The organism is Agathobaculum ammoniilyticum (genome assembly GCF_025567315.1).
GTDB lineage: Bacteria > Bacillota > Clostridia > Oscillospirales > Butyricicoccaceae > Agathobaculum > Agathobaculum ammoniilyticum.
The window spans coordinates 139,197-152,034 of record NZ_JAOQJE010000002.1; the positions used below are offsets into that span (position 1 = coordinate 139,197).

12 protein-coding genes are annotated in these 12,838 nt (G+C 62.6%); 3 read left to right on the forward strand and 9 right to left on the reverse strand.

The features are described 5' to 3' along the window. Positions 1-23: 23 nt before the first annotated feature. The 6 genes from OCV66_RS03185 to OCV66_RS03210 form a co-directional block, all read right to left on the reverse strand. Positions 24-404: a desulfoferrodoxin family protein gene (locus tag OCV66_RS03185; RefSeq protein WP_147573775.1), complete on the reverse strand. Its 381-nt coding sequence runs from the start codon at positions 402-404 to the stop codon at positions 24-26. 180 nt (positions 405-584) lie between these two features. Further along, the gene (locus tag OCV66_RS03190) at positions 585-1,073 is read right to left on the reverse strand and encodes a deoxycytidylate deaminase (RefSeq protein WP_054326537.1); all 489 of its coding nucleotides are present in this window, start codon (positions 1,071-1,073) and stop codon (positions 585-587) included. Between the two features lie 27 nt (positions 1,074-1,100). After that, positions 1,101-1,757, reverse strand: coding sequence for an ABC transporter ATP-binding protein (locus OCV66_RS03195; protein ID WP_054326536.1), 657 nt, complete (start codon positions 1,755-1,757; stop codon positions 1,101-1,103). A 128-nt stretch (positions 1,758-1,885) separates the two neighbouring features. Further along, positions 1,886-3,241: an MATE family efflux transporter gene (locus OCV66_RS03200; RefSeq protein ID WP_054326535.1), complete on the reverse strand. Its 1,356-nt coding sequence runs from the start codon at positions 3,239-3,241 to the stop codon at positions 1,886-1,888. Positions 3,242-3,307: 66 nt separating this feature from the next. Continuing rightward, the gene (locus OCV66_RS03205) at positions 3,308-4,804 is read right to left on the reverse strand and encodes a Na+/H+ antiporter NhaC family protein (protein WP_407923245.1); all 1,497 of its coding nucleotides are present in this window, start codon (positions 4,802-4,804) and stop codon (positions 3,308-3,310) included. A 171-nt stretch (positions 4,805-4,975) separates the two neighbouring features. Then, a complete protein-coding gene (locus tag OCV66_RS03210) occupies positions 4,976-6,379 on the reverse strand; it encodes an alanine/glycine:cation symporter family protein (RefSeq protein ID WP_243182357.1) in 1,404 nt (467 codons plus the stop codon). Positions 6,380-6,776: 397 nt separating this feature from the next. Between OCV66_RS03210 and OCV66_RS03215 the strand changes: the two genes are divergently transcribed. From OCV66_RS03215 to OCV66_RS03225, 3 genes are all read left to right on the forward strand, one after another. After that, on the forward strand, positions 6,777-7,490 hold the full coding sequence (locus OCV66_RS03215) for a radical SAM protein (RefSeq protein WP_307718891.1): 714 nt from the start codon (positions 6,777-6,779) through the stop codon (positions 7,488-7,490). Continuing rightward, complete coding sequence (locus tag OCV66_RS03220; protein ID WP_107631377.1) at positions 7,487-8,203, forward strand: queuosine precursor transporter; 717 nt, start codon at positions 7,487-7,489, stop codon at positions 8,201-8,203. The genes OCV66_RS03215 and OCV66_RS03220 overlap by 4 nt, the downstream gene beginning before the upstream one ends. Before the next feature lie 874 nt (positions 8,204-9,077). Then, on the forward strand, positions 9,078-9,251 hold the full coding sequence (locus OCV66_RS03225) for a helix-turn-helix domain-containing protein (protein ID WP_242977973.1): 174 nt from the start codon (positions 9,078-9,080) through the stop codon (positions 9,249-9,251). Between the two features lie 43 nt (positions 9,252-9,294). Here OCV66_RS03225 and OCV66_RS03230 read toward each other — a convergent pair whose 3' ends face one another. Genes OCV66_RS03230 through OCV66_RS03240 form a run of 3 tightly spaced genes read right to left on the reverse strand, consistent with a single transcriptional unit; the run spans position 9,295 to position 12,834 of the window. After that, positions 9,295-10,572 carry a hypothetical protein gene (locus OCV66_RS03230; protein WP_054326533.1) on the reverse strand — a complete coding sequence of 426 codons (1,278 nt, stop codon included), beginning with the start codon at positions 10,570-10,572 and terminating at the stop codon, positions 9,295-9,297. Continuing rightward, the gene (locus OCV66_RS03235) at positions 10,569-11,885 is read right to left on the reverse strand and encodes a DUF58 domain-containing protein (protein WP_147573776.1); all 1,317 of its coding nucleotides are present in this window, start codon (positions 11,883-11,885) and stop codon (positions 10,569-10,571) included. The genes OCV66_RS03230 and OCV66_RS03235 overlap by 4 nt, the downstream gene beginning before the upstream one ends. After that, complete coding sequence (locus OCV66_RS03240) at positions 11,878-12,834, reverse strand: AAA family ATPase (RefSeq protein WP_054326531.1); 957 nt, start codon at positions 12,832-12,834, stop codon at positions 11,878-11,880. The genes OCV66_RS03235 and OCV66_RS03240 overlap by 8 nt, the downstream gene beginning before the upstream one ends. Positions 12,835-12,838: the final 4 nt, after the last annotated feature.

The window sequence follows — 12,838 nt, forward strand, 5'->3', positions numbered from 1 at the left end:
CGGGCGCGGGGGAAAGGGCGCGCTCAGAGCGAAGCCTTCCAAAGCCCGTGCAGGTTGCAGAATTCGTAAACCGCTTCCGCTTTTTCGCCCTCGGCAAGGCGGAACACGGCCTCCGGCGCTCCAGTGTGGTCGAGTACGGCGCGGTGTACGGCCTTATCGGTCACCAGCCAGATGAACGCGATGTGATGCTCCTCGGTCATGGGATGGGTCACCTCGCCGACGCAGGCACGGATCACATCGCTCTCGGCCTTGACGACCGGAACGTGCTTCTCCATGGCGCCGTCGGTCTCGCCGGCCTTGAATTCCTTCATTGGCTCGCCGCAGCAGATCACTGGAACGCCGTGATCCTCGATCTTCTCAATGATGTTGCCGCAGTGCATGCACTTGTAAATTTTTAACTCCATAACGAAACTCCTCCTTTACGTGTCTATTATGCCACGCGGTCCTGTGTTTACGCGCGCGGGAGGGGAAAAATACCCGCGCCGCGCGCCCGATGAGAGCAGCCGTTTCCGGCGGCCCGCTATAAAAAGCCGGCCAGTGCGTCCGGCTCCTTATCCTGGTGAAGATACCCCTGTCCAGCCGCGTCAATAGCCGCGTCGGCCGTCCAAAACGTCGTCGTGGTAGATCCAGTCGCGCACGCTGATGGTATCGTATGTATCGTTGTCGCGCCGGATGACCACCCGTTCGATACCCGCGTTGATAATCAGGCGCTTGCACATGGTGCAGGAATTGGCGTCGGGCATGATTTCGCCGGTGGACATGTCCCGCCCGACCAGATAGAGCGTCGCGCCGAGCATCTGTTCGCGCGGCGCCGCGATGATGGCGTTGGCCTCGGCATGGACCGAGCGGCAGAACTCGTACCGTTCGCCGCGCGGGATGCCCAGCTTCTGCCGGATGCAGGTGCCGATGTCGATGCAGTTCTCGCGGCCGCGCGGCGCGCCGGTGTAGCCGGTGGAAACGATCACGTCGTTTTTGACGATCACCGCGCCGAAATTGCGCCGCAGGCAGGTGCCGCGCTCGAGCGCGACCTGCGCCATATCCAGATAATAGTTGTCCTTATCCCGCCGGTTCATAACATGCCTCCTGGAATAAATACGGATTCAGCCGGAAAGCACGCCGCCCTCCAGATACAGCCGCCGCGCGGCGCGGGCGGCCGCCGTATGGTCATGCGTGATGAGTACGACCGTGTTGCCCCGCTCATGCAGCCCGTCGAGCAGGGAAAGCACCTCGGCCGCCGCTTCCGGGTCGAGTCCGGCCGTGGGCTCGTCCGCCAGAACGACGCAGGGGCGCGTGACCACCGCGCGCGCGATCGCGACGCGCTGCTGCTGGCCGCCGGAAAGCTGGTTTGGCTTGTGTGCCGTGCGGTGGGACAGGCCGACCGCACGCAGAGCCTCCGCGGCGCGCGCCAGCCGCTCCGGCCGCGCCACGCCCTGCAGGGTGAGCGGCAGGGCGACGTTCTCCAGCGCGGTCATGCCTGGGATGAGCTGGAAGCGCTGGAACACAAAGCCGATCTTCTCGCCGCGCAGGCGGGCGAGTGCCTGCGGCGGCAGGCCGGAAACGTCGGTCCCGCCGAGCAGGTAGCGGCCCTCGGTCAGCGTATCGAGCAGGCCGAGAATGTGCATCAGCGTGGACTTGCCCGAGCCGGACGCGCCGGTGATCGAAACATAGTCGCCGCGCCGGACGGACAGGTTGACGCCGCGCAGCGCGCAAACGCCGCTTCTGTCATATATTTTACTCGCATGGACAAGCTTTAGCAAGGCATTTCCCCCTTTTTCTTTTTTATTTTGGGAGGAAAAGCGCAAACTATACGCCGGCGGGACGCAGGGGGACGGAAAAGCCCGCCGGCAGACACGCCGCCGGCGGGCTTTTTTTCTCTGGCCGGGCGTTACAGCTCCGGTAGGTTCTTTTTCCAGAGGCCGCTCCGGTAAAACCAGAAGGAGATGCCGGTACCCAGTAGCCAGCCGATCGGCCAGGAGAGCCAGATGCCAAGCTCCTGCCAGAACCGGAACAGCAAAACCGAGAAGCCCACGCGCAGGATCAGGTCGGAGAACGTCGTCACCATGAACAGCCGCATGGCGCCCGCGCCGCGCAGCACGCTGTCGCACACGAATTTGACGCATAGCAGGCCGTAGAACGGCGCTACGATAAACAGGAACTGCCGCCCCACGCCGATCACGCCCGACGCGCTGCCCGCGGGGACGAACAGGCCGACGAGCGGGTTGGCCAGCAGCATGTAAAGCGCGGTGAAAATCATCGCGAGGCCGATGGAATAGCAGGCACCCGCCCTAAGTCCGGGCGGGATGCGGTCCAGCCTGCGCGCGCCGATGTTCTGCGCCACATAGCTTGACAGGCCGGAGGAGAACGACATGCAGCAGGTCAGCGCGAACATATTGACCTTGGTTGCGGCGGAAAAGCCCGCGATGACCGTCGCGCCGCACAGGTTGACATAATACTGGATGATGACGTTGCCGACCGAGACAAAGCTCTGCTGGGCGATCGAGGGGATGCCGTAGCCCACCAGCCGGCGCAGCATATCGAACGAAAAAAGCAGGAAATGGCCGCCCGTATCGAACGCATGCACGCGGCGCAGGAGCAACAGGAACGCCAGCACGCCCGCGCAGCCCTGGGCGATGAACGTCGCCCAGGCGACACCTGCGACGCCCCAGTGGAAAACCGCGACAAAAACCAGGTCGAGGATCACGTTGCTCACCGAGGACAGGATCAGCAGGACCAGCGGTGTGCGGCTGTCGCCCATGGCGTTGAAGATGCCCGTACACACATTGTAGAGGAACAGGAACAGCAGGCCGAAAACGTAAACGCGTAGGTAGAGCGCGCCGTCGGAAAAAATATCGGCCGGCGTTTTCAGCGCGTCCATGACCGTGTCCGTTCCCAGTGCGCCGGCCAGCGTCAGCAGCAGCGCGACCGCAGTTGTGGTCAGCAACGCGGTAGAAACCGCGCTTTTCATGCGCACATAGCGCCTGGCGCCGAACAACTGGGAAACCAGTACGCTTGTGCCGATGTTGATGCCGGTCGCCACGGCCATGAAAAGCTGGGTGACCGGATAGCTCGCGCCCACTGCGGCGAGCGCCAGCTCGCCCGCCTGGACGGAAACGGCGAAACGGCCGACAATGACCGAGTCGGCCATCTGGTAGAGCTGCTGGAACGCCACGCTGAGAAGAAGCGGTAGCGAGAACCAGAACAGCTTTTGCGAGGGCTTGCCCTCGGTCAGATCAGTAGTCAAAAGGATACACCTTCCAAGGTAGAGAAATGGAATCCCCCGAAATCGGGGGATTCCTGCGTTTTGTTTTCAGTTTTGCGCGCGTTTTTTCTGCTGGGCGGAGATCACAAGAATCGCGCAGAACAGCAGGATCACGCCGACGACCAGGGCGACGAAGCCGTTGCCGCAGAAGCCACCGACCAAATAACCGATGAAGCAGAACACCGCTACCATCAGCGCGTAGGGAATCTGCGTGGAGACGTGGTCGATATGGTTGCACTGCGCGCCCGCCGAGGCAAGGATGGTCGTGTCCGAGATCGGGGAGATGTGGTCGCCGCAGACCGCGCCGGACAGGCAGGCCGCGACTGTCATGACCAGCATGGTGCTGGGTGCGTCGCCGAAGACCGCGACCGCGATCGGGATCAGGATGCCGAACGTACCCCAGGAGGTGCCGGTGGCGAATGCGAGGCCGAGCGCGATCAGGAAGAAGATCGCGGGCATCAGCACGGATACCATGGAATCGCCGTTGACAATCGAGGATACATAGCCGCCGATGTTGAGATAATCCTCCGAGCAGACGCCGGACAGCGTCCACGCCAGCGTCAGGATCATGATGGCAGGCACCATGGCCTTGAAGCCTTCGGTGAACGCCTCGCAGAACTGGCTGAACGTCAGGATCTTGCGCGGGATATACAGCAGGAAGGTGAATATCAGCGTAAAGAACGAGCCGAGTACCAGCGAGGTCGAGGAGGAGCAGTTGGCGAACGCGTCGATGATGTTCGCGCCCTCCAGAATGCCGCCCGTGTACAGCATGGCCGAAATGCACAGGACGATCAGCACACAGATCGGCAGGATCAGGTCGTATACCTTGCCCGTGCCGCCGACCACATGGTTTTCCTCCACGCTGGAAAGCTCGTCCTTCTTATGCTCGGCCTCATATTTACCCATGGGACCGAAGTCGAAGTCCGCCGCCATCAGCCATATCAGGAACATGAGCGTCAGGAGTGCGTACAGGTTCATCGGGATGGTCTGAAGGAACAGTGAGAAGCCGTCCATCGAGCTGGATTCAGGCAGCGAGGAGCCGACCGCGGCGGCCCAGCTGGAGATCGGCGCGATGATGCAGACCGGCGCGGCGGTCGCGTCGATGATGTACGCGAGCTTGGCGCGCGTGATGCGGTACTTGTCCGTGACCGGCCGCATGACCGTGCCGACGGTCAGGCAGTTGAAATAGTCGTCCACAAAAATGAAAACGCCCAAAAACGAAGTTGCGAACGCCGCGCCGCGTCGGGTACGGATGGTCTTGACCGCCCAGTTTCCGTATGCGCGGGAAGCGCCCGATTTTGTGACGAGCGATACCAGTATGCCGAGCAGCACCAGGAAAATACAGATCTCGATATTGTCCCCCAGCTTGCTGCCCATGACCTCAAACGTGGTCTCGACCGCGTGCAGCGGGTTGAAGCCGGTGAGCAGCAGCGCGCCCGAAAGGATACCGATCAGCAGAGACGAATATACTTCCTTGGTGATGAGCGCCAGCGCGATCGCAATGACCGGCGGCAGCAATGTCCAGACGGTGGATGTCAGGTCCATATTCAGTTCCCCCTCATTCTTTTTGCAGGATCCGCAGGCTCCATGCAAGTCTATTTTATTATTCTATATGCATTTCTCTGGCTTGACAAGATGGAATCCGGCATTTACAAAACGGATTGTGTAAATTTGTGCAATCTGTGCGGAAAGAGCGGGGGAGAAAAGGGGGATTTGTCAAATATCCTTCGCACGGCGGTAGCGGCGCCACTCCGCGAGCGCTTCCCGCCGCAGGGCGAACACGCCGACCAGGTTGGGCAGCGCCATCAGCCCGTTGAACGTATCCGAAAGCGCCCAAGCCAGGTCGAGCCGCATCGTGCAGCCGAGAGCAGCCGCGGCGATGAACAGTGCCTTGTAAAGCGGCGCGGACCGGCTGCCGAACAGGTACTCAGCCGCCCGCTGTCCATAATAGGACCAGCCGAGCAGGGTGGAAAACGCGAACAGCACCAGCGATACCGCGACAAAGCCGCCGCCGAGCGGGCCGAACACGGTAGAGAACGCCGCGGCGGTGAGCGCGGCGCCGGTCTGGAGTTGGGCGAGCAGCGGCGTACCCGCGGCAAGGCCGTACTGCGCGGCGTCGTAAACGCCGGAGGTCAGGATGACCAGCGCGGTCACGGTACACATCACGATCGTGTCGAAAAACACCTCGAATACCGCCCACATCCCCTGCTCGCACGGCTCTTTGGCATCCGCCGCAGCATGCACCATGACGGAAGAACCCAAGCCGGCCTCGTTGGAAAACACGCCGCGCGATACGCCGATGCGGATGGCCTGCGCCATGCCGTAGCCCAGCACGCCGCCCGCGCCCGCCTGCCAGTCGAACGCGCAGGCGACGATTTGCCCACAGGCCTGTGGAAGCGCAGCGCGGCCGTGCCACAGCACGGCCAGCGCACCGGCCATATAGAACAGCGCCATAAACGGGACCAGGGCTTCGGTCACGCGGGAGATACGCTTCAGCCCGCCCAGCATGACTGCGCCGAGCAACACGGCGGTCGCCAGACCGGTCGCGGGGGGCGGCACGCGGAACACGTTGGACAGGCCGCTGGCGATCGAGTTGCACTGGCTCATATTGCCGATGCCGAACGAGGCAAGGACGCAGAAAAGCGCGAACGCCGCGGCAAGGAACGGGCTGTGCAGCCCGTTCTTGAGATACAGCATGGGGCCGCCGCGCCAGGCCCCGTCCGGTCCGCGCTCGCGGTACAGCATGCCGAGCGTGTTCTCCGCGAACGCGGTCATCATGCCGAAAAAGGCGGATACCCACATCCAGAACACCGCGCCCGGCCCGCCAATGGTCAGGGCGGTGGCCACGCCCGCGATATTGCCCGTACCGACCGTCGCGGCCAGCGCGGTACACATGGTCGCAAAGGGGGAGACCGCGTTTTTCGAGCTGGTGCGCCGCGCCGCACCGGAAAAGCAGGAGAGCAGCGTCTTGCGCAGCCACAGGCCGGTATAGCGCACCTGGAACAGGCCGGTGCGCACGGTGAAATAGATGCCCGTACCGGTGAGCAGCACCAGCATGGGTACGCCCCATACAAATGCGCGCACCATTTCGTTCATCAGCGCGATTTTGTCAAGCATCATGGAATTCCCCCTTGTTCAGCGTCCATCCTAACTATATGCTTGACTTTCCGGTGAAATCCGCTATAATGGAAAAGCAACTGAAGAACAGACAGTTCGGAACCATCCTGTCTATAAACAAAACTACGGGAAAGGCTTCGATCGAAACGGAGTTCCGGTCGGGGCGGGCTGCGCCGCACAGTGCAGTACGCGGGAAAAGCCCAAGCGCGATTTTGCACGCCGCAAAAACGGCATGCAGAACCGTTGCCTTGTATCAAAAATCAGGCGCACGTCCTGGCTTTTGATGAAAATTTGTATGCTGCGCAAATATGCAAATTTTCTGTCGGATATGCGCCTTGCGGCGCGGTGATGGTGTACCGTTACGGTGCGCCTTATTTTTTTGCAAAAGGGAGGGGGATCGGTGGAACTGACCCGCTATTCGGTGATCGAGGGCAAGAACCCGCGCGAGATCGTGCTGCTGCGCGGCCGCGGCTGCGCGTGGCGGCGCTGCAAGTTCTGCGATTACCATTTGGACGCATCGCGCGATGAGCAGGCCAATCTTGCGCTCAACCGGAAGGCATTGTCTCAGGTCATGGGGGTGTTCGGCCGGCTGGAGGCAATCAACTCCGGCTCATTCGCGGAGCTGGACGAATCCACTGTGCGCGAGATCGAGCGCGTCTGCCGCGAAAAAGGCGTCCGCGACCTGCACATCGAGAGCCATTGGCTGTTCCGAAGGACGCTTCCCGCCCTGCGCGCGCGGTTTTCAGCGCAGGGCGTGCGGCTGCACGTCAAGATCGGTGTCGAGACGTTCGACGCGGACTACCGCGAGCGCGTGCTGGACAAGGGCATCGATGCGGCCGATCCCGCTGAAATCGCGGCCGATTTCGATGACTGCTGCCTGCTGTTCGGCCTGGCCGGACAGACCGCGGAGAGCATGGCGCGCGATATCCGCACGGGCCTTGCCTATTTCGACCGAGTATGCGTCAACATCATGGTTCCGAACACCACGTCTGTCAAGCCGGATCAGGCGGCACGGGACGCCTTTATCCATCAGGTGTATCCGCTCTATCGGGATGAGCCCCGCGTGGACATCCTGCTGGACAACACGGACTTTGGTGTAGGAGAACTGGAATGACAAATGAAATTTTACTGGCGGTTTCGCTCGTTGTGCTGTATGGGACGGTGCTTCTGTGGTTTTACCTGTTCGGTACGGGCGGGATGATGGCGTTCACGGTGTTTGCGACGATCGCGGCAAACATCGAGGTGATGATTTTGGTGGATGCGTTCGGCATGGAGATGACGCTCGGCAACATCCTGTTCGCAACGACGTTCCTTGTGACCGATATCCTGAGCGAGGTCGCGGGGAAAAAGACCGCGCAGCGTGCGGTTTGGGCGGGCATCGCGGCAAACGTGCTGTTTATCCTCGTCTCGCAGTCCTGGCTGCTGTATGCGCCGTCGGTGAACGACTGGGCGCAGGAGCCGATGCGGGCGGTGTTTTCCAATACGCCGCGCATGATGCTTTCCTCGCTTGCGGTATACGCGGTCGCGCAGATCTTCGACGTCTGGCTTTACCATAAATGGTGGGCCTTTACTGAAAAGCGCACGGGCGACCACCGCGCGTTCCTCTGGCTGCGCAACAATGGTTCGACGCTGGTTTCCCAGCTCGTCAACACGGTTCTGTTTACCGCGCTGGCATTCTGGGGAACGTATGACATGCCGACGCTGCTGTCAGTCGCGCTGTCGAGCTATGTGATCTTTATTTTTACCTCGCTGCTGGATACGCCGGTCGTATACGCGGCGCGGCGGCTGTATGAGAAAAAAATGGGCCGCGCGGCGCAGGAGGATTGACTGGTTTGCGTTTCCGCTTTGGCGAAAGCGGGGAAGCTGCGCCTGCGCGGCGCGGGCGGACAAGAGGGGAGAAACCAACGGTTTCTCCCCTCTTGCCAATCACCCCTTTTCCCTGATGCACAGGCCGGAGGCCGGAACGGCTGCGCCGTTCCTATTTCTGACCAGGACCGCTCCGAAAAAATACGGGGGCTGTTGCGGGAGCTCTGTTCGCGCGGAGGTTAGAACGGGACAGCGGGAAAACGGATGCCGCCTGTCCGAAACGGTCTATGCGCGCGTAACAGCGCGCGCGGGAGGGGGAAAGCCGCCGCCATCCTGCCCCCTGGGGTGGAAGCCGTTGTGCTTACCGTGATATAGCAAATGGGCGGCAGATGGAACGCGCGACCCACCTTGCGCGCGGAGCGCGCCCTTATTTGCGGGAGCAAATGCCGTAAACCGGCCTTGCGGAAGCGCCAAAGCCCTGCAGCCGCGAAAAAAGGAAAGCAGGGAATTCAAAAGGGGAGGAAAACCCATGCGGGTTGTCCTCCCCTTTTGCCCCCGCGCCGGGCGGCGCACCGTCCCCGTTGCCGAGGGGATATAAAGCGGTCAATACTTCCGGCGGTGTTTCTCTCGAACGGCATCCTCCCGCGCCATAGCGAGACAGAGCCGGAGCATCCCGCGCCAGAAGCGCTGCGGGTCGTCCTGTTCCAAGCGCTGGAGGTAGTCTTTATCATGGCGGTGTTTTAGAGCAAAAAATTTTTCATTCATCATATATCACTTCAACAATATATACATAATAGTATATTATAAATAATGAATTGTCAATTTGATTATTTATAATTAATGTATATATCAGGTGATATAAATGAATTCTATCAGATTGACAGTCCGTGAGGCTATGGAATCAAACGGATTGAATCGTTACAAAGTTAATAAATTAACGGGAATCCCGTATCAGACATTGGATAGATACTTTAAGAATGAAGTGGCGCGGTATGACAGTGATGTATTACTGAAACTGTGCGTCGCCCTCGACTGCGGCATCGAAGACCTGATCGAAGTCGTCCGCTGAACCGGACGCAAAAAGCACGGATGGAAAAGCCATCCGTGCTTTTTTATGCTCTGCGGCGGGAGACGCGCAGCTTTTTCCACAGCATCGCGGCTTCACGCGCGGTCAGGAAATCCCCGCCGCCGAAATACCGCGCGTCGAGCGCGTCCGACAGGAACCGCAGTTCCCCCTCGCAGTCGGGATAGAGCGCGTTCATGCGCATAAGGAACTGGCGGCAGGTTTCGCCCTCCTGCCGGCCGAGCCGCCTGCGGCGCGCCTGCCGCTGGATGCGGTGCAGCACGCCGGGCGCGGTGTTGCGCTCGGTCACATACCGCATTGCAAACCGTATCCGCGTCTGCAGCCGCGCCCAAAGCCCGCGCAGCAGCGCGGACAGGCGCGGCCGCTCGCGCTGGACGCCCAGCTCGCCGCGCATCCCGCCCACCGTCAGGCGCAGTCTGCCGCGGCGCAGCAGCAGGATCAGCGCGGCCGCCAGCCCGACGATAATCAGCACGAGCAGCGCGTACAGCATCAGCTCGGAAAACCGCGCGGCCTGCTCGGACTGCTCGGCGGTCACGTTGCCGGGTAGGGGCGTTCCCTCCAGCGTGCCGGACTCATCCGGCGTGAAGTGGGACAGGAGCCACAGGAAAAACGCGTTGAACGCGTGGTACAGGCGGGAAACGAGCGCCCGCAGGAGCGCCCATCCGCCCAGCAACACGGATTTGATCTGTCCGCTCAGCGTCAGGATCACACCGCCGGCAATCAGCGCCATGCCACCCACGGCGGCCAGCAGGATCGCCGCGCCGCGCCCGCCCGCATGGGAAGCGGAACGCCCGCCTGCCGAGCGGCGCGCGACCGCGGCCGCCATCGTCAGCACGGCGGCCAGCAGCAGCGGCAGCAGAGGGCGCATCGGCCGTCCCGTCAGCGAATAGTAGGCCAGACCGATGAACAGGAGTACGATGTTTCCATCCAGATGCGAGATCAGGCGCTCGGGCGTGACCGGACGAAGCAGGGTGCCATAGCTGATATAATAGCAGCTCAGCCACATGATGACTGCGAACAGGATGCCCATGGTCGAGGAAAAGCGGCCGTAGACCGCGAAGGATACCGTGGCCTGCGCCGCGAAAAACAGCGCCGTGACCAGCGCAAGGCGGCGCACCGGCTGCGCGCGCCGCAGCAGGCGGCTGAGGCAGAAATGATACGCCAGCAGGAAGCAGGCCCATACGGGCAGGCAGGCCGAGGTGAACGAGCCGGTCTCGACCTGTGAGAAAAAGCCGAAAACAAACGACAGCGAGGCGATGGTGGAAAACAGCACCGCCGCGCCGAACAGGGGGGAGCGCCCGTTCATACCGCCGCCCCCTTTGCCAGCCGCCGCAGCGGCACAACACGCAGGTCAGGGTCGGCGGACGAGGCGACGCCCGCGGCGGCAAATACGGTCACACGCGTCGCACCCAACCGGCCGACCAGCCCATGCACGGGTCCGTCCGGCGCGCAGGTGATCAGATAGACGCGGCCGGCCTCGGACGCGGCGGTCAGGACGGCGCGCTCGTCAAAGCGGGAGGGCGCGCACTGTTCCAGCCGGTCGCCGTTTTCCGCGAACAGATGCTGCGCCAGGCAGTCGTAGCCCGCGAGCAGGCCGAGCAGCTCAGCGGCGGAACGGCCCTCGACCGGCGGCAGGGTAACGGCCGAATACCGGCGGGAGGCGGGCAGCGCAAGCCCGCAGGTCACGCCGCGCCGGAACAGCCGCGCGATGACCGAGCCGAGGAGCTCAAGCGCTTGCTCCAGCTCGGCATAATCCGTGGACAGGCCGCAGAACGATTCCCCGTCCAGCACGAACAGCGCGGAAAGGGGCTGGATGGTTTCGTAAAAGTTGACCTTAAGCTCCTGCGTGCGCGCCGCCATGCGCCAGTTGATGCGCTTCCAGCTGTCACTCGGCTGGTAGGGGCGCAGGCCGCGCAGCACGGCCATATCCTCCTGATAGCCGGCCGAGCCGGCCGACTGCCGCCACTGTTCCTGCAGGAACAGTGAAATATCGACCGGCACGCTGCGCGGGTAAACCAGTACTTGGGGAAGCTTGCTCGGCGGGCAGGGGGCCTCGACCTGGGACAGCCCGAAGCCGTCGCCCGAACGGAGCATCAGCCGGTCCATGCGGTAGACGCCGCGCCGCCGCGCAGTCCACACGCTGCGCAGGGTGAGCGTTTCGTGGCCCATTACGAATGAAAAGGTGCGGCGATAGGCGTCGGGGGCGGGGCGGTCCGCTGTGTCCGGCGTGGATTCCCGCCCCTGCGCTTCGCCGGAAAGGCAGGCGTACCGCTCGAAGGTCTCGTCAGGCGTGAGGCAGTCGCGCTCGGGAATTCCCTGGGACAACTCCAGCCAGATCAACGGCAGAAGCTTGTCGTTTTTGACTGTGTAGGAGAACGTGGTCTCCATGTCCGGATACAGGCGGGTGCGGGAGCAGTCAACCTCCAGCGTGACATGCCGGATCGACCGCGCGCCCCACAAAAACGCCGCGCCGGACAGCAGGAACAGGAACGCGAAGGCCGCGGACAGCACGAGCAGGTCCCCGACCGCGGCGGCTACGCACAGGATAAGCCACAGCGCGACCGCGGGCAGGGAAACGAGTATGCTGGACGCGCGCCCGAACTGTAGGCGCTTATTCATCGTAAATACCGCTCTGGGCGGGCGGCACGGGTACGCTTTCGAGCAGCTCCGCGACCACGGTCTCGCCCGTCCGTCCGGCGAGCTGGGCCTCGCTTTCGAGCAGCAGGCGGTGCGGCAGGACAAAGCGGGCGAGGTACTGCACGTCGTCCGGCGTGACGAACGCGCGCCCGCGCATGGCGGCCCAGGCTTTGGCTACGCGGAACAGTGCGCGAGAGGCGCGGGGGCTGGCACCCATGGCGACGCCGGGGCAGCCGCGCGTCGCGGCGACGAGCGCGACGATGTACTCCGTAACCGCGTCCGACACCTGTATATTCTGAAGCGAGGCGCGCAGCGCGAGGATCTCCTCTGGTCCGGTGACCGCCCGCACCTGGTCGAACGGCATGGCGTCGCCCAGGTTGCGCAGCATCTGGGCCTCCTCGGCCGCGTCCGGATAGCCCATGGACAGGCGCATCAGGAAGCGGTCCATCTGTGCGGCGGGCAGGCGGAACGTGCTTTCGGATTCCACCGGATTCTGGGTGGCCAGCACGAAGAACGGCGCGGGCAGGGGCAGCGTTTCGCCGTCAATGGTGACGTGCTGCTCCTCCATGGCCTCGAGCAGCGCGGACTGGGTGCGCGGCACGGCGCGGTTGATCTCGTCCGCGAGCAGGATGTGTGTGAACACCGGTCCGCGCAGCAGCCGGAATTCGCCGGTGCGCTGGTCGAAGATGTTCATGCCCGTGATGTCCGAGGGCAGCAGGTCGGGGACGAACTGCACACGGCGCGACGCGCAGCCGGACGCGAGCGAGAGGGTCTTGACGAGCGTGGTCTTGCCGACACCGGGCAAGTCGTCGAGCAGGATATGCCCGCCGGCGAGCAGCGCCGCAATGATCAGCTCGATGCGGTCGTGCTTGCCGAGGATGATTTTTTCGGTTTCCGCAGCCAATTTTGCTGCAAATGCAGAGATTTCCATAGTT

What these genes read in the sequence shown, in the direction of transcription:
- OCV66_RS03185 (WP_147573775.1), bottom strand. Translation starts at nt 404, where the DNA reads ATGGAGTTAAAAATTTACAAGTGCATGCACTGCGGCAACATCATTGAG.
- OCV66_RS03230 (WP_054326533.1), bottom strand. Translation starts at nt 10,572, where the DNA reads ATGAACGGGCGCTCCCCCCTGTTCGGCGCGGCGGTGCTGTTTTCCACC.
- OCV66_RS03190 (WP_054326537.1), bottom strand. Translation starts at nt 1,073, where the DNA reads ATGAACCGGCGGGATAAGGACAACTATTATCTGGATATGGCGCAGGTC.
- OCV66_RS03205 (WP_407923245.1), bottom strand. Translation starts at nt 4,804, where the DNA reads ATGGACCTGACATCCACCGTCTGGACATTGCTGCCGCCGGTCATTGCG.
- OCV66_RS03210 (WP_243182357.1), bottom strand. Translation starts at nt 6,379, where the DNA reads ATGATGCTTGACAAAATCGCGCTGATGAACGAAATGGTGCGCGCATTT.
- OCV66_RS03240 (WP_054326531.1), bottom strand. Translation starts at nt 12,834, where the DNA reads ATGGAAATCTCTGCATTTGCAGCAAAATTGGCTGCGGAAACCGAAAAA.
- OCV66_RS03225 (WP_242977973.1), top strand. Translation starts at nt 9,078, where the DNA reads ATGGAATCAAACGGATTGAATCGTTACAAAGTTAATAAATTAACGGGA.
- OCV66_RS03235 (WP_147573776.1), bottom strand. Translation starts at nt 11,885, where the DNA reads ATGAATAAGCGCCTACAGTTCGGGCGCGCGTCCAGCATACTCGTTTCC.
- OCV66_RS03220 (WP_107631377.1), top strand. Translation starts at nt 7,487, where the DNA reads ATGACAAATGAAATTTTACTGGCGGTTTCGCTCGTTGTGCTGTATGGG.